Source organism: Peribacillus frigoritolerans (genome assembly GCF_004358755.1).
Classification (GTDB): Bacteria; Bacillota; Bacilli; order Bacillales; family Bacillaceae; genus Bacillus_P.
Genome location: NZ_SMZY01000001.1, coordinates 1165955 through 1181893 on the forward strand (window position 1 = coordinate 1165955; position 15939 = coordinate 1181893).

The window sequence follows — 15939 nt, forward strand, 5'->3', positions numbered from 1 at the left end:
ATTATTTGAAAGCGCTTTATTTATTTTTAAGAAAGGAGGATTTGTTATAAGAATCGTTTTTCCATTAAAAGAATAAAGGGGGATTTTTCATGAGGCATTTGAAAAGTATTTTTTTAATAGCTGTTTCATTTTTACTCCTTTTGTCCGGCTGCAGTTCTGATTCAGCATCAACCAAGGAAAGTGCTGATGGCAAGACGACAATCACTTTTTGGCATCCAATGACAGATATTACTGGTGATGCGGTTAAAGAAGTTGTAAAAGCTTTTGAAAAAGAAAATCCTGATATCAAAGTGAAATCGGTTTATATTGCAAATCAAGGTGAAGGCTCAAATGAAAAACTGCTTTCATCCATTGCTGGCGGAAACCCTCCAGATGTCGCGTACTTTGACAGATTCGAGATTGCTTCTTGGGCCGCACAAGGCTCGCTTGAAGATTTAAGTGATCTCGCCAAGAAAGATAAGATTTCTAAAGAAAATTTCTACCCATTTGCATGGGAGGAAGCAACCTTCGAAGATAAACTTTACGGTTTACCCACAACGACAGATTCCCGCTTAGTTTATTACAACAAAAAACATTTCGAAAAAGCTGGACTCGATCCAGAAAACCCTCCTAAGACCATTGCAGAACTTGAAGAAGCAGCAGAAAAATTAACGATTAAAAAAGGAAAAAGATTCTCTCAGATCGGCTTTATTCCATGGCTTGACCAAGGCTGGTTTTACGGCTGGGGCTGGGCATTTGGAGGAGATTTTTATAATCCTGACACACAGGAAGTAACTGCTGATGATCCTAAAAATGTTGAAGCTTTAAAGTGGATCGCAGATTACGCTAAAAAATACAATATCGAGGACATTACAGCTTTCACAAATTCTCAAGGCACTGGTGCAATGGATCCATTCTTAACAGAACAAATCAGCATGAAAATAAGCGGTCCTTGGACTGTGTCTGCCATCAATAAATTCAAGCCGGATTTAGAGTATGGCGTTTTCCCTATCCCGACGCCTACAGGAGATAACTACTCAACCTGGTCTGGCGGCTGGTCTGTTGTCATTCCTAAAGGTGCGAAAGAAAAAGAAGCAGCATGGGAATTTCTTAAGTTTTTCAGCGGAGAAGAAGGACAAAAAATCTTCAGCGGAATTGCTAAAGACTTTTCAATTATCGATTCTGTAAATGAGGAATTAGGGTACAAGGATGATCCGATTCTTAAAGAATTTGTTGAGATCTTGCCTTCAAGCAATCACAGACCTGTTATGACACAGGGAAGCTTATATTGGAATGAACTGGCAAGTGCTGTTGAAAATGCTACTAGAGGCAACGGAACCCCGGAGGAACTTCTGAAAAAAGTGAATGAAAAAGTAGAGAAATCTTTAAAGTAGGGCTGCAACGGGATTCTCCAATTGGGGAATCCCTGAAACAAAACTAAAGGAGGTATGTTTTCATGCAGCAGCCAGTTATAAAGAACTCAGCCACAATAAAAGAGGTTCCTGTCACAAAAAAGAAAGTATGGAGAAACAAATCTTCCTTATACGGTTTACTATTTGTATCACCTTGGATAATTGGACTTATTATTTTTTATGCTTTTCCATTAATTTCATCCATCTATTTCAGTTTCACGACATATAGCATCCTTCAGCCCGGAGAGTTTGTGGGAATGCAGAATTATAAAGAGCTGATGAGTGATGATCTTTTTTGGAAGTCTGTATCAAATACCATCTATTTCGCAGTCTTTTATGTTCCGCTCAGCATCATATTTGGTGTATGTCTCGCGATGATCTTGAACTTAAAGGTAAAAGGAATGACAGTTTACCGCACCATTTTTTTCTTGCCGACATTAGTGCCTCAGGTTGCACTTGCCGTACTTTGGATGTGGCTCTTAAACCCGCAGTTTGGTTTAGTCAATGGAATGCTGGATCTTCTGGGAATTCAAGGTCCCGCATGGTTAGGAAGTGAAACCTGGTCCAAGCCTTCTATCGTTATAATGTCACTTTGGGGCATAGGACAGGCAGTTGTTATCTATCTGGCAGGACTTACGGATATATCTGAAGATTACTATGATGCTGCTGAAGTGGACGGGGCAAATTGGCTGCAGAAAACAATACATATTACCTTGCCATTGTTAACTCCTGTTATCTTTTTTAACCTCGTAATGGGTGTCATTGGCGCATTCCAGCAGTTTGCATTGCCGTACGCGCTTACTGGCGGACAGGGTACTCCAGCAAATTCCTTAACGTTTTATGTCATGTATTTATATGACAATGGATTCAAATTCTTCAAAATGGGCTATGCCTCAGCAATGGCTTGGATTCTCTTTGCCATCATTATGATCTTAACAGCCGTTATCTTTTCAACATCTAAAAGGTGGGTTCATTATCAAGGAAAATAAGGAGGGATACGATGAAAACAAAAACTTCAAAACGTATTTTTGCCCATGCATTTCTGATTCTGATTTCGATTCTCTTTTTAGTTCCGTTTTTCTGGATGCTGTCTACTTCGTTAAAAGATCAAACGCAAATTTTTTCGTTTCCTCCTGAATGGATCCCAACCCCTTTTAAATGGAGCAATTATCAGGAGGCTGTAGAATATATTCCTTTTTTCAGCTATTTGAAAAATACAGTTGTGATTACCGTGTTCAGCACAATTGGTGCCGTTCTCACTTGCCCTTTGGTAGCATACGGATTTGCGAAATTAAAATTTAAAGGGAGCAATGCTTTATTCATAGTGACCATTGCCGTCATGATGATTCCTGGACAAGTTACGATGATTCCCCTGTTCATTCTGTTTGAAAAACTCGGCTGGGTTGGCAGCCCTCTCCCGCTGATTGTCCCTGTTTTTTTTGGAGTACCTTTCTACATCTTTTTACTGCGGCAATTCTTTCTGGGATTGCCTGATACGCTGATGGATGCAGCGAGAATTGATGGAGCAGGAGAATTTCGCATATACTGGCAGATTATGCTTCCGCTTGCAAAACCGGCAGTGCTTGCAGTAGGTCTGTTTCAATTTATGGGAAGCTGGACCGACTTTTTAGGACCGCTGCTTTATCTTACTGACGAAACGTCCTACACACTTTCCTTAGGCCTGCAGCAATTCCAGAGCCAAAGAGGAACGGAATGGGGATTGATGATGGCAGTCTCCACATTAATGACGCTTCCTATCATTATCTTATTCTTCTTCCTGCAAAAAACGTTTATTAAAGGCATTACGTTCAGCGGTATAAAAGGATGACAGGAGATGAATCCGCGTGGAAAAGATCAGAATTGGTTTTATAGGCACTGGAGGAATTGCCCATTACCATGCCTCACATCTAAAAGAATTAGAGAATGTCATCGTCACAGCAATTGCCGACCCGAATCCTGAAAGCAGACGCAGTTTCCTTCAAACTCATGAGCTTGAAGCTTTGGAGTTTGATGATTTTGAAGAAATGCTGAATCGATCTGAAGTAGAAGGAGTGATTATTTGCTCTCCGCATACGCTTCATTACAAGCATGCCAAAGCTGCTCTTTTAAAAGGCTGTCACGTATTGCTTGAGAAGCCAATGGTATGTTCTGCCTTTGAAGCGGAAGAATTGATTGAACTATCAAAAGAGAGAAAATGCGTGCTGCAAATCTCGTACCAGCGTCATTATCAGCCTGAGTTTCTTCATATGAAAAAGCTGATCGAAGAAAATCAAATCGGCATACTTACTAGTGTAAATGCATCTCTTTATCAGGATTGGATTTACTTGTCAGCCGGTACATGGAGACAGAACCCAGCTCTGTCAGGCGGCGGAATGCTGTTTGATTCAGGCAGTCATATCTTAGATTCTATTCTATGGATTACTGGACTTACACCGGTTGAAACAAAATCATTTATTAATCAGAGAGGAACAGAAGTAGATATTGATTCCTTTACAACAGTCAAATACACACATAACGTGATGGGAACGATCACGATTGCTGGAATGTCACCATGCTGGCTTGAAACATATTCATTTTTGGGCGATCAAGGAGCCATTTTCTTCGAGAATGGACAGGTTTCATTAGTCAGAAACGGGGAAGCACCCGAAATACAAAGTATTGAAGCTGCGAAAACAAACACTGATAAAAGCTTCATCAGGGCCATTACTGGAAAAGAAGAGGTTCAAGTTCCCGGCGAATTTGCTGTTCAGGTTTTGGATTTTACAAAAGCCATTTATGAAGGTGCCAGTGAGAAATCACAAATAGACTATCATTCTAAGGAAGTGTGAGGGATAAATATGAACAATAAAATCGGCATGAGGATACCCCCGTATTTCGGAAAAGAAGGAATTGAATACACAGCAAAATGGGCGAATGAAAATGGGATTAAGATACTTGACCTTCCCAGCCTGGACGAGTCAGTTAAAAAGATATTAGCAAACTATCAAATAGATATTGGTTCGATTGATGGAAAAGGGTGTGTTGGGAACACGGATCTTTTAAGTGAGGATGAGGGGAAACGCTGGAATGCAGTTTTATCTTTAAAGGAACAGTTTGAACAAGTTTCAGCATTGGGAGGCAAGGTGATTTTCATGTGTCTTGTGCCGGAAAACAGCCTGATCCCTAAAAAAAGAAGCTTAGAAATATGGAAAGAAACATTTCCTGAGGTGGTCGGGCTTGCCGAGAAAAACAATCTTTTTCTGGCACTTGAAGGCTGGCCTGGTCCTGCACCTGCGTATCCAACTCTTGGAACGACTCCGGAGGTGCTCAGATATATGTTTGGTGAGGTGCCGTCCAAGCATTTCGGTGTCAATTATGATCCCTCTCATTTAGTGAGACTTGGCATTGATTATCTTCGGTTTCTTGATGAGTTTGGTGAAAAAATTCTTTACTGTCATGGAAAAGATACAGCGCTGCTTAAAGAGGAACAATATGATTTAGGCCATTTGCCCGGCGTATTCGATTCTAAGTATGACTTTTCCGAAGGAGCATGGCGTTATACGATACCGGGTCATGGGGAGGTTGACTGGAGAAAGGTTGCTGTCAGATTAGATGCGCTCGGGTATAAAGGTCCAATCAGCATAGAACTTGAGGATCATCATTATTGGGGCTCACTTTCTTCTGAACAAGAAGGCATTAAGCGTGCTAAAGATTTTCTACAGTCGGTTTTTCATAATAAGAAATCAGGAGGAATTGCGGATGTCAAACATTAAAATTGGAATTATTGGAAGCGGAGGAATTGCTGCAGTACATGCTAAAGCCTATCTGCAAATGAAGGATGTCACGATTGCTGCGGTCGCAGACGTCATTCCCGGAAAAGCAAAGGAATTTATCGAACAGCTGGGAATCCATGATGCCCAGGCATTCGACAGTCATTTGGAATTGCTTGAACTTGATTTAGATGGTGTTAGTGTCTGTACGCCAAATGTTACACATCACAGAACCAGTATTGATTCATTGCTTGCAGATAAACATGTACTAGTTGAAAAACCGCTGGCAGTTACTTTAGAACAAGCGGTTGAAATGGTTGAGACATCACGCCGCACAGGAAAAATGCTGACGGTCGGATTTCAGCCAAGATATGATCCTAATATGAAAACGATCAAAGAAATTGTTCAATCCGGACAGCTTGGCGATGTCTATTATATCCAGACAGGAGGCGGCAGAAGAAGGGGGATGCCAGGCGGAACATTCATAAATAAAGAGTTGGCAGGAGCTGGAGCAATGGCGGATATTGGCTGTTATTCCCTGGACTTGGCTTTAAATGCACTGAATTACCCTAAGCCATTAACAGTTTCAGCCTACACATCCAGTCATTTTGGAAAGAATCCTCTGTATCATCATGAAGCAGCCAGATTTGAAGTAGAAGACTTTGGAGTGGCGATAGTTCGATTAGAAGGGGGAAAGGTGCTTAATTTTAAAATTTCATGGGCAATGCACATGGATTCCTTAGGACCTACCATTTTTCTCGGAACAGACGCAGGACTTAAGCTGACTCCTGCAGGACAAGGACCTTGGAGCGGAGTCTGGGACGGCGGAATTGGAAGTATTTCTCTCTTTCACGATATTGTCGGACAGCATTCAGAAACACAGGTTCCCGTCATCGATCATAAAATTGATATTTTCCATGAAAAAGTTAGAGATTTTGTGGCGGCCATAAAAGAAAATCGTCCAGCTCCAATCCCTGCAGAGCAAATCTTACTTAATCAGGCGATTATTGACGGGGTGCTCCGTTCCTCTGCGCTTGGTAAAGAAGTAGATATTAAGGTTCCGGTATTTGTTTGAGTAAATCAGTTTGCTGAAACGCCTATGATTTTAGGCGTTTTTTTTTATTTTATCCAAGTTGATTTAATTGATTTATTCGATTATTCTCCCCATACTTAATAATAGAATAAGATAGGGAGGAATTATTTATGAAAGCAATCGGACTGCATAAATACTTGCCAATTGAACATGAAGAAAGCTTGCTCGACATTGAAATGAAAAAACCAGCGGCTGCAGGAAAAGATCTGCTGGTCAAAGTAAAAGCCATTTCCATTAATCCTGTTGATACAAAAGTTCGTGCACCTAAAGAAAAAATAGAGGATGAGCCAAAAATTCTTGGCTGGGATGCAAGCGGCACAGTGGTGGAAACCGGTGAGAATTGTACCGATTTTAAACCTGGCGATGAAGTGTTTTATGCCGGCAGCATCACGAGGCAAGGTACTTACAGCGAATATCATCTGGTAGATGAAAGAATTGTTGGGAAAAAGCCTAAAACCCTAACTCATGCAGAAGCAGCTGCTTTTCCGCTGACGGCGATTACAGCATATGAAGGGCTTTTCGATCGATTAAAGATTGATCCTGCTGACAAAGAGCGAAACAAAAGAAATCAGATTTTGATCATCGGCGGAGCAGGAGGAGTGGGATCTATTGCGATTCAGCTTGCTAAATGGGCAGGGCTGAACGTGATTGCAACAGCATCACGTCCTGAAACGATAGAATGGGCAGAGAAGTATGGCGCGGATCATATCATAAACCATCATAAATCTTTGAAAGAAGAGCTTGAAAAACGGCAAATAACAGAAGTCGACTATATCTTTTGTCTGAATAACACAGATCAGCACTGGAATGGCATGAGCGAAGTGATTAAGCCTCAGGGCAAAATTTGTTCAATCGTTGAAAACAAGGAACCTCTTGATTTGAATGTGTTAAAAAGCAAGAGTGTCACATTCGTCTGGGAATTTATGTTCACAAGAGCCATGTATCAAACAGACGACATGCAAGAACAGCAGATTCTGCTGAACAAAATCAGCGCCCTGATAGATGATGGTGTTTTAAAAACAACCATAAATCAAACTCTATCACCGATCAATGCCGAGAATATTAAGAAAGCGCATCAATCATTAGAAAGCGGAAAAACGATCGGGAAAATTGTGCTGGAACAATTTAAATAGAAACAAAGATTTAGCGGTCTGATCGCCGCTATTTTTGTTTTATTTTCAGAATTATTTAATAAATTTCGAAAATGATTTGAAAAATGAAGTTCATCATGTTTAAATGAAACTATAACAGATCACTTGTCAGATATGTGATGTCTGAAAAGAAAGGCTGTGAATTAGTGCTAATAGAAAAGATTTCAACAAAGAAAGTTTCAGATACGATCAGCGAGCAGATTGAGAAGATGATTTTGGACAGCTCGTTTCCTGGTGGCGAAAAGCTTCCTTCTGTAAGAGAGCTTTGCGAGATGTTTGGAGCAGGACGATCAGCCGTCCGCGATGCCATTACAGTTTTAAAAGGAAAAGGTCTTGTAATAGTGAAACAGGGTGAGGGCACGTATGTCAGTAAGTTTGATTCAAGAAAAATTTTCAGCCATGCTGTCATGCTCCCGAATGCAAAAGATATTACCGAGCTTTTTCAAGTAAGAAAAATCGTTGAAACAGGCATGGCTGAAATGGCTGCATGCAATCGCTCCGAAAACGATCTTAAGCGAATGAAAATGATCTTATCAACCCATACTGATGCCCCCTGGGAAGATGATTATCAGTTTCACTTATCGATTGCCAAAGCAACCGGCAATGCACTTCTGATTCAGTTTGTACAAGTCATATCCACCACGATTAAACATGCAATGATTGATTTTCACCAGTTTATCAAACGTGATACAGAGGCGTTAGAAACCATTGCAGAACACCATGAGCGCATCTTCGAAAGCATTTCTTCCGGTACACCTAATCAATCAAACGAATATATGCTGCAGCATTTAACGTTCGTAGAATCCATTCTTCACAAGAGTCTTAAGCAGAATAGCTGAATTTTTTTGAATATAAAACAAAACAGTGTTTGGTATTACAAAACATATGGAGGTGGAGTTTTGATCCTGACAGAATTAATCTCACTTTTCCCTGAAGAAAAAGTAAAAACGGAGGGGCAGACAAATCACTTGCTTGGAAATAATGGCGAAATGACTGTTTTCCCGACTACAGAAGAAGAAATCACACAAGTTCTTAAATTTGCTGATCAAAATGGCAAAAAAGTTTCCATAATCGGCGGCGGGACAAAGCGCGGATTTGGAGGATTAACAGAATATGCAGATATCCAGTTGTCCCTGGCTCATTACACCGGAATAACAGAGCATACTCCCGGGGATATGACAGTAACCGTCAAAGCAGGAACAACGTTTAAAGAGCTTCAGGATTATTTAGCAAAGCACCGGCAAAAGGTTTCACTTGATCCGTCTTGGCCAGAGTATTCGACGATCGGAGGAATTATCGCATCTAATGAAAGCGGTCCCAAACGGCTTGGTTACGGATCTTCAAGAGATTCAGTGATTGGACTTAGAATCGTTTATCCTGACGGTCAGATCATTCGCTCAGGGGGGAAAGTTGTAAAAAACGTTGCCGGCTATGATATGAATAAGCTTTTTATAGGATCAATGGGCACACTTGGCGTTGTGACAGAAATCACGTTAAAGCTTAGACCCATTCCTAAATATGAAAGCCTAATTCTTTTATCTTTTCCTATTGAAATGCAGGAAGAAATGAGTCTGTTCGTTATAAATCTGCTGGATTCCATGATGGAGCCAATCGCGTTAGAACTTTTGAGTCCGGCCTTATCTAATCGTTTAACACACAAAGAAATGTATACGCTTGCAATCAGTTTTGAGGATTTTGAACCCTCAGTCCGCTATCAAGAAGAATTTATCAAAAGCATCGTGCCGGATGGTACACTGTTTTCTCTGCTGCCTCAAGCGGAAGCAGAATTATTCTGGGATTCGTTTTATAAGACAGCACCAAGCGGGGTCAGCTCAAAGCCTGGTTCAGTTACTGAAGCTGCCTTGAAAATCGGCGTAAAAAATCTGGATGTTTTCAAAATTGTGAAGGAATGTGCCGGTATGCATAAGTCGGTGTTGATTGAAGCTCATGGAGGATTAGGACACGGTTTATGTCAAGTCACTCTGAGGGGAAGCAGCAATGACGTAATGAATGCAATTGAACGTATTCAGCAAATCACGGTTAGATTGGGCGGGTATACAATCATCAAGCACCTGCCATATGCCTTAAGGCACAAAACGGAAGTATGGGGAGAAAAGCCATCTTATTTCTTTCTGATTCAAGGGATTAAAGCAGCAATTGATCCGAAATCAATCCTGAATAACAAACGTTACCTGGGAGGGATATAAGTGAGCAAAAGAGAAAGTGACTTAAAGCAGGCATCCCCTGCATGCAAGGAAACAAGTCTCAGCAATTATTTATGGAAGGATCATCCGGATGAGAGCAAATGGGCAGATTGCGTCCACTGCGGCATGTGTCTGGAGTCCTGTCCAACTTATGAGATAACAGGACAGGAGCAGCATTCCCCGCGAGGCCGGGTGCATTTGATCAAATCAGTCGCAGATGGAAAGCTTCAGGTGAATGAACAATTCATGGATCCGGTTTTCGCCTGCCTTGATTGCCGCGCCTGCACGACAGCATGTCCTGCAGATGTGGATGTCGGCGGTCTCATTGAAGAAGCCCGTGGCCAGATCCGACAGGCAATGCCTTTAACCGGAGTTAAAGGAACTGTAAGCAAATTTTTCTTAAAAGGACTGTTTCCTCATCAAAATCGATTGAATACTGTCGGTAGCCTGCTTAAATTTTATCAAAAAAGCGGAATGCAAAAAGCGGTGAGAAAAACCGGGATGCTGAAGGTCATGCCAAAGCACCTGGCTGAAATGGAAGCCATTATGCCGGAGATCAAGCAGCCCGTGCGCCAAAAGTACAAAAATCAAACGGTCATACCTGCACAGGGTGCGGCAAAGACTGGAGTAGCCTTCCTGACAGGCTGTGTTATGGACGTTATGTTCAGTGATATTAATGAATCCACAATAAATGTATTAACGAAGAACGGAAATGACGTGACCATTCCGCAAAATCAGACATGCTGCGGAGCCCTTCATGTTCATGCAGGCGACAGAGATACAGGCCGCAGGCTTGCAAAACAGAATATTGAGGCATTTAAAGATTCTGATAAAGTCATTGTTAATGCAGCAGGATGCGGATGCATGCTGAAGGAGTATGGTGAATTGTTCAGAGAGGTAGATACAGAATGGCATGAAAGAGCAGAAGAATTTGCGGCAAAAGTAGTCGATGTTTCAAAATACCTCCATGATACCGGCTATGAAAAACCTAAAGCTGAATTGAACACTAGAATTACCTATCATGATGCATGCCACTTAGCACATGGACAGGGTGTGCGCCAGGAGCCGCGAGATATCTTACTTGATATTCCAGGCGTGGAAATGGTCCATATGCCTAATGCTGACAGATGCTGCGGAAGTGCAGGAATATACAACATAACAAACCCTGAAATGGCAGACGCTGTACTTGAAAGTAAAATGGAAAATGTTCCGGATGACGTTGAGATGATCTCAATGGGGAATCCAGGCTGTATGCTCCAAATGGCTATGGGTGTACAAAAATACGGCAGAAATCAAAAGGTTGTTCATACGGTCCAGCTCCTTGATTGGGCCTATCAAATGGAGGAGAAAGGAAAGGAGGAGCTTTAATGGCTGTTAAAAGACTTAAAACGAAAGATAAACATATTCATAGTCTTGCAAAACTGACAGGCGGTCCATCAAATATTCTCTATCATAAAGAAGATTTAATAGCCTATGATTGTGACGGATTTACAATTCATAAGCATTTGCCAAGAGCGGTTGTTTTTCCGAAAAATACAGAAGAAGTCGCAGCACTCGTCAAATATTGTTCAGAAAATCAGCTGCCATTCCTTGCAAGAGGCGCGGGAACAGGCTTAAGCGGAGGCGCCATTCCTATTAACGGCGAAGTCATTATCAGTCTGGTAAAAATGAAAAGACTGATCAGTGTAGATCTTGAAAATAGGCGGGCTGTCGTTGAACCCGGATTCGTCAATCTTAAATTAACCAACTCCATTGCAGATAAAGGGTATTACTATGCGCCGGATCCATCAAGCCAATATTGCTGTACCATAGGGGGAAACGTTGCTGAAAATGCAGGCGGCGCCCATTGCCTCAAATATGGCGTAACAACAAACCATATCCTTGGTCTGGAGGTTGTCCTGCCTAATGGCGAGATCATTGAAATTGGTAAAAATGGTATTCCAGATTCGCCGGGATACGACCTGCTTGGTTTAATAACCGGTTCAGAGGGAACGCTTGGAATCGTCACAAAGATCACCGTAAGAATCTTGAAAAACCCTGAGTCTAAGCAGACTGTCCTTGCTTACTTTGATAGTGTGTCAGACGGCAGCGGCGCTGTTTCAGACATTATTTCAGCTGGCATTGTCCCTGCAGCTCTTGAAATGATGGATAAAACTGCAATTGAAGGCGTAGAGGCGGCAGCTTTTCCCGTAGGACATCCAAAAGACATTGAAGCTGTCTTATTAATAGAAGTAGACGGCATTTCTGCAGGCATCGATGAACAGATCACTCAAATTCTAGAGGTATGTACGAAATGGAATGTCCGTGGGGTAAAGGCTGCTGAAAGTGAAGCAGAGCGTGCAAGATGGTGGGCAAACAGAAAGACAGGCTTTGGAGCAATGGGAGCAATTTCACCTGATTATCTTGTACAGGATGGAGTCATTCCGCGGAGCAGACTGCCCGAAGTCCTTGAAAAAATCAATCAGATCAGTAAAGAATCAGGTCTCCGAATAGCCAATATCTTTCATGCTGGAGACGGCAATCTGCATCCGCTTGTCTTGTTCGATTCAAGAATTCCGGGTCAGACTGAGGCGGCTTTAAAAGCCGGCAGCGCATGTCTGCAGGTTTGTGCCAAAGTTGGCGGAACGATTACAGGTGAACATGGGGTAGGTATTGAAAAGAGAGAAGAAATGCGGTTTGTCTTTACGGAAGAAGAAATTTCAGCACAGACAAAAGTCAGGGAAGTCTTTAACCCTGATAATCTATTAAATGCAGGTAAATTATTTCCGAGTCCAGGACGCTGTGCTGAAGTAAAAAAAGAAATGAAAGCAGCAGGCCTGTAAATTAAATTGGTAAAATGTTCTGAAAATGATTGTAAACGCTTTGATTTTCATGCTATTATTTTTTTAACAAAAAGAAAAACAACGTTTTGTAATAACAAACACAAGGAGGAACGAACGATGAAAGGCTATATTCGATCAGGTAATCTTCAAGTAGCAGACGTACTCTATCAATTTATTAATTCAGAAGCACTCCCGCAGACAGGTTTAGATCAGGAGGCATTCTGGTCAGGTTTTGAAGCCATTGTTAAGGAATTGACTCCTCAAAACAAAGAACTGCTGGTAGTCCGCGATGAAATTCAGAGCAAAATCAATTCATGGCACAGGGAAAACAGCGGAACATTTGATTTTGAAGCTTATAAAGCGTTTTTACATGAAATTGGATACTTAGAGCCAAAAGCAGAGGATTTTAAGATTACAACTCAAAATGTTGATGATGAAATTGCTGTTCAGGCTGGTCCTCAATTAGTCGTGCCGGTCAATAATGCGCGCTATGCGATCAATGCGGCAAATGCGCGCTGGGGAAGCTTATATGATGCCTTATACGGGACAGATGCCATCAGTGAAGAGGACGGTGCCCGCCGCGAAGGCTCATATAACCCTGTCCGCGGAGAAAAAGTCATTGAATTTGCGCGAAATTTTCTTGACGAAACAGTGCCTCTAAAAGATGCATCCCATAAAGATGCAGCAGAATATGCGATTGTTGATGGAGCGTTATCGGTCACATTAAGCAGCGGTCAAAAAACAGGTCTTAAAGACAATGAAAAATTGGCTGGATACCAGGGAGATGCAGATTCGCCGGCTGCCATCCTTCTTAAAAACAACGGGCTTCACTTTGAAATTCAAATCGACCGAAGCCATTCAATCGGCAAAACAGATTTAGCAGGCGTGAAAGATATTCTGCTTGAAGCAGCGCTGACAACTATTATGGATTGCGAAGATTCTGTTACAGCTGTAGATGCGGAAGACAAAGTGATCGTGTACCGCAATTGGCTAGGCTTAATGACAGGAAATCTTGCGTCTACATTCAAAAAAGGCAAGCAGACAATGACACGTACCCTGAACCCTGACCGAACGTATACAAGCGTTAATGGTGAAGAATTTACTCTCTCTGGAAGATCGCTGATGTTTGTGCGAAATGTGGGACACCTGATGACAAACAATGCCATTCTTGATGAAAACGGAGAGGAAATCAGGGAAGGCATCCTGGATTGTGTGATGACTGCACTGCTTGCAAAACATTCCTTGCTCGGAACCGGACAATATCAAAACTCTTCAAAAGGATCTGTCTATATCGTTAAACCGAAAATGCACGGATCCAAAGAAGTTGCCTTTGCAAACAATCTGTTTAATAGAGTCGAAGATTTGCTTGGGCTTGAACGCAATACCATTAAAATCGGGGTAATGGATGAAGAAAGACGTACGTCTCTAAACTTAAAAGCAGCAATACGTGAAGTAAAAGACCGGATCGCATTCATTAATACAGGATTCCTGGACCGTACCGGTGATGAAATTCATACTTCTATGGAAGCGGGTCCGATGATTCCTAAAAATGAGATGAAATCTTCGCCTTGGCTTTTGGGCTACGAAAAATCAAATGTTTATGCAGGCCTCGAAAGCGGCTTCCAGGGCCGTGCGCAAATCGGCAAAGGCATGTGGGCTATGCCGGACATGATGGCTGAGATGCTTAAACAAAAATCTGGCCATCTAAAAGCAGGAGCAAACACAGCTTGGGTTCCTTCGCCAACAGCAGCAACACTTCATGCACTGCACTATCACCAGGTAGATGTAACAGAAGTCCAAAATCAGCTAAAAAAAGAAGTGAAGGATTTAAGAGACGACATTCTCATCATTCCTGCTGCTGAAAATGCGAATTGGAGCAAGGAAGAAATTCAGCAGGAGCTTGATAACAATGCACAAGGAATTCTTGGATATGTTGTGCGGTGGGTCGAGCAGGGTGTCGGCTGCTCTAAAGTGCCGGATTACTATAATGTCGGTTTGATGGAAGACCGCGCTACGCTCAGAATCTCAAGTCAGCATCTTGCAAACTGGCTGCACCACGGCATCTGCACAAAAGAGCAGGTAAAAGAAACGCTTGAACGAATGGCAAAAGTGGTAGACAAACAGAATGAAGGGGATCCGCTTTATATGCCAATGGCTCCTAATTATGAAAATTCGGTTGCTTTCCGAGCTGCATGCGATCTTGTTTTTGAAGGCTATGATCAGCCAAATGGCTACACAGAACCAATCCTGCACCGCCGCCGCTTGGAAGCTAAAGCTAAATTTGCAGTTAAGCAATAATCTAATCATTTATTTTAAGGAGATGAGGCAATGCAGCACCTTCGGGAAAAATCGCTGGACCTTCACAAGCGTTCACATGGGAAATTAAGTGTTACGGTTAAAGTTTCTGTAGAAAATTCGCATGATTTAAGTCTGGTTTATTCCCCAGGGGTGGCAGAGCCTTGCAGAGAAATCCATCAAAACCCTGAAAAGATATACGATTATACGATGAAAGGCAATTTGGTTGCCGTCATTTCAGACGGCTCCGCAGTATTAGGCTTAGGCAATATAGGAGCCTCTGCTTCTATGCCTGTAATGGAAGGAAAAGCCGCTTTGTTTAAAGCCTTTGCCGACATTGATGCTTTTCCGCTTTGTCTGAATACAAATGATCCTGAAGAGATTATTGCAATTGTGAAAGCACTGGAACCGACTTTTGGCGGCGTAAATTTAGAGGATATTTCAGCACCAAATTGCTTTATCGTTGAAGAACGATTAAAACGGGAAATGAACATCCCTGTTTTTCACGATGATCAGCACGGTACAGCCATTGTAACAGCCGCGGGCCTGATAAATGCATTAAAGATGGTCGGTAAACGACTTAAAAATGTGAAAATCGTCATAAATGGCGCCGGGGCTGCCGGGATTGCGATTACGAAGCTCCTCCTTGAAATGGGAGCAGAAAATGTCATCATGTGCGATACAAAAGGATCGATTTACAAAGGACGAACAGCCGGCATGAATCCGATGAAGGAATTGATCTCAGAGCTGACAAATAAAAGCTTATTTCAAGGGACGCTTGATGACGCTTTAAGGGAAGCAGATGTTTTTATTGGCGTTTCCGCTGCAGGAGCTGTTTCTGGTGAAATGGTTCAAGAAATGAATAAGGATGCGATTATTTTTGCCATGGCAAATCCAGATCCGGAAATCATGCCCGAAGCCGCAAAAGCTGCTGGAGCAGTAATTGTGGGAACGGGAAGATCGGATTTGCCTAATCAAGTCAATAATGTCCTGGCCTTTCCAGGGATTTTTAAAGGAGCCCTGCAAGTGCATGCGACTGAAATCAATGAGGAAATGAAAATGGCTGCTGTTTATGCCATTGCTGATTTAATTACACCATCAGAGCTTGAATATGAGTATGTCATTCCGCATGCGTTTGATAAAAGAGTCGCTGCAGCTGTATCAGAAGCTGTTGCACAAGCAGCCGTCAGATCAGGAGCTGCACGTAAAACTACGTTTTGAAAGGGGTACAGCC

The 15939-nt window shown here is 42.1% G+C and carries 13 protein-coding genes; all 13 read left to right on the top strand.

The annotated features are described in order from the left end of the window. Nucleotides 1-89 precede the first annotated feature (89 nt). A complete protein-coding gene (locus E2R53_RS06060; protein ID WP_133310845.1) occupies nucleotides 90-1373 on the top strand; it encodes an ABC transporter substrate-binding protein in 1284 nt (427 codons plus the stop codon). A 62-nt stretch (nucleotides 1374-1435) separates the two neighbouring features. Next, nucleotides 1436-2380, top strand: a complete 945-nt coding sequence (locus tag E2R53_RS06065) for a carbohydrate ABC transporter permease (protein WP_133310846.1) — start codon at nucleotides 1436-1438, stop codon at nucleotides 2378-2380. Between the two features lie 11 nt (nucleotides 2381-2391). Further along, nucleotides 2392-3219, top strand: coding sequence for a carbohydrate ABC transporter permease (locus E2R53_RS06070; protein WP_133310847.1), 828 nt, complete (start codon nucleotides 2392-2394; stop codon nucleotides 3217-3219). 16 nt (nucleotides 3220-3235) lie between these two features. Continuing rightward, complete coding sequence (locus E2R53_RS06075; RefSeq protein ID WP_133310848.1) at nucleotides 3236-4219, top strand: Gfo/Idh/MocA family protein; 984 nt, start codon at nucleotides 3236-3238, stop codon at nucleotides 4217-4219. Between the two features lie 9 nt (nucleotides 4220-4228). Further along, on the top strand, nucleotides 4229-5143 hold the full coding sequence (locus E2R53_RS06080) for a sugar phosphate isomerase/epimerase family protein (protein WP_133310849.1): 915 nt from the start codon (nucleotides 4229-4231) through the stop codon (nucleotides 5141-5143). Further along, nucleotides 5130-6215, top strand: a complete 1086-nt coding sequence (locus tag E2R53_RS06085; RefSeq protein ID WP_133310850.1) for a Gfo/Idh/MocA family protein — start codon at nucleotides 5130-5132, stop codon at nucleotides 6213-6215. The genes E2R53_RS06080 and E2R53_RS06085 overlap by 14 nt, the downstream gene beginning before the upstream one ends. A 128-nt stretch (nucleotides 6216-6343) precedes the next feature. Then, a complete protein-coding gene (locus tag E2R53_RS06090; RefSeq protein WP_133310851.1) occupies nucleotides 6344-7366 on the top strand; it encodes a zinc-binding alcohol dehydrogenase family protein in 1023 nt (340 codons plus the stop codon). A gap of 164 nt (nucleotides 7367-7530) precedes the next feature. Beyond that, nucleotides 7531-8223 carry a FadR/GntR family transcriptional regulator gene (locus tag E2R53_RS06095; protein WP_133310852.1) on the top strand — a complete coding sequence of 231 codons (693 nt, stop codon included), beginning with the start codon at nucleotides 7531-7533 and terminating at the stop codon, nucleotides 8221-8223. A gap of 60 nt (nucleotides 8224-8283) precedes the next feature. Beyond that, nucleotides 8284-9591 carry an FAD-binding oxidoreductase gene (locus E2R53_RS06100; RefSeq protein WP_286166090.1) on the top strand — a complete coding sequence of 436 codons (1308 nt, stop codon included), beginning with the start codon at nucleotides 8284-8286 and terminating at the stop codon, nucleotides 9589-9591. Next, nucleotides 9592-10956: a (Fe-S)-binding protein gene (locus E2R53_RS06105; protein WP_133310853.1), complete on the top strand. Its 1365-nt coding sequence runs from the start codon at nucleotides 9592-9594 to the stop codon at nucleotides 10954-10956. Then, a complete protein-coding gene (locus E2R53_RS06110; protein ID WP_133310854.1) occupies nucleotides 10956-12410 on the top strand; it encodes an FAD-binding oxidoreductase in 1455 nt (484 codons plus the stop codon). Before E2R53_RS06105 ends, E2R53_RS06110 begins: the two co-directional genes overlap by 1 nt. Before the next feature lie 117 nt (nucleotides 12411-12527). Further along, a complete protein-coding gene (locus tag E2R53_RS06115) occupies nucleotides 12528-14708 on the top strand; it encodes a malate synthase G (RefSeq protein WP_133310855.1) in 2181 nt (726 codons plus the stop codon). A 30-nt stretch (nucleotides 14709-14738) separates the two neighbouring features. After that, nucleotides 14739-15926, top strand: a complete 1188-nt coding sequence (locus E2R53_RS06120; protein ID WP_133310856.1) for an NAD(P)-dependent malic enzyme — start codon at nucleotides 14739-14741, stop codon at nucleotides 15924-15926. Nucleotides 15927-15939 lie beyond the last annotated feature (13 nt).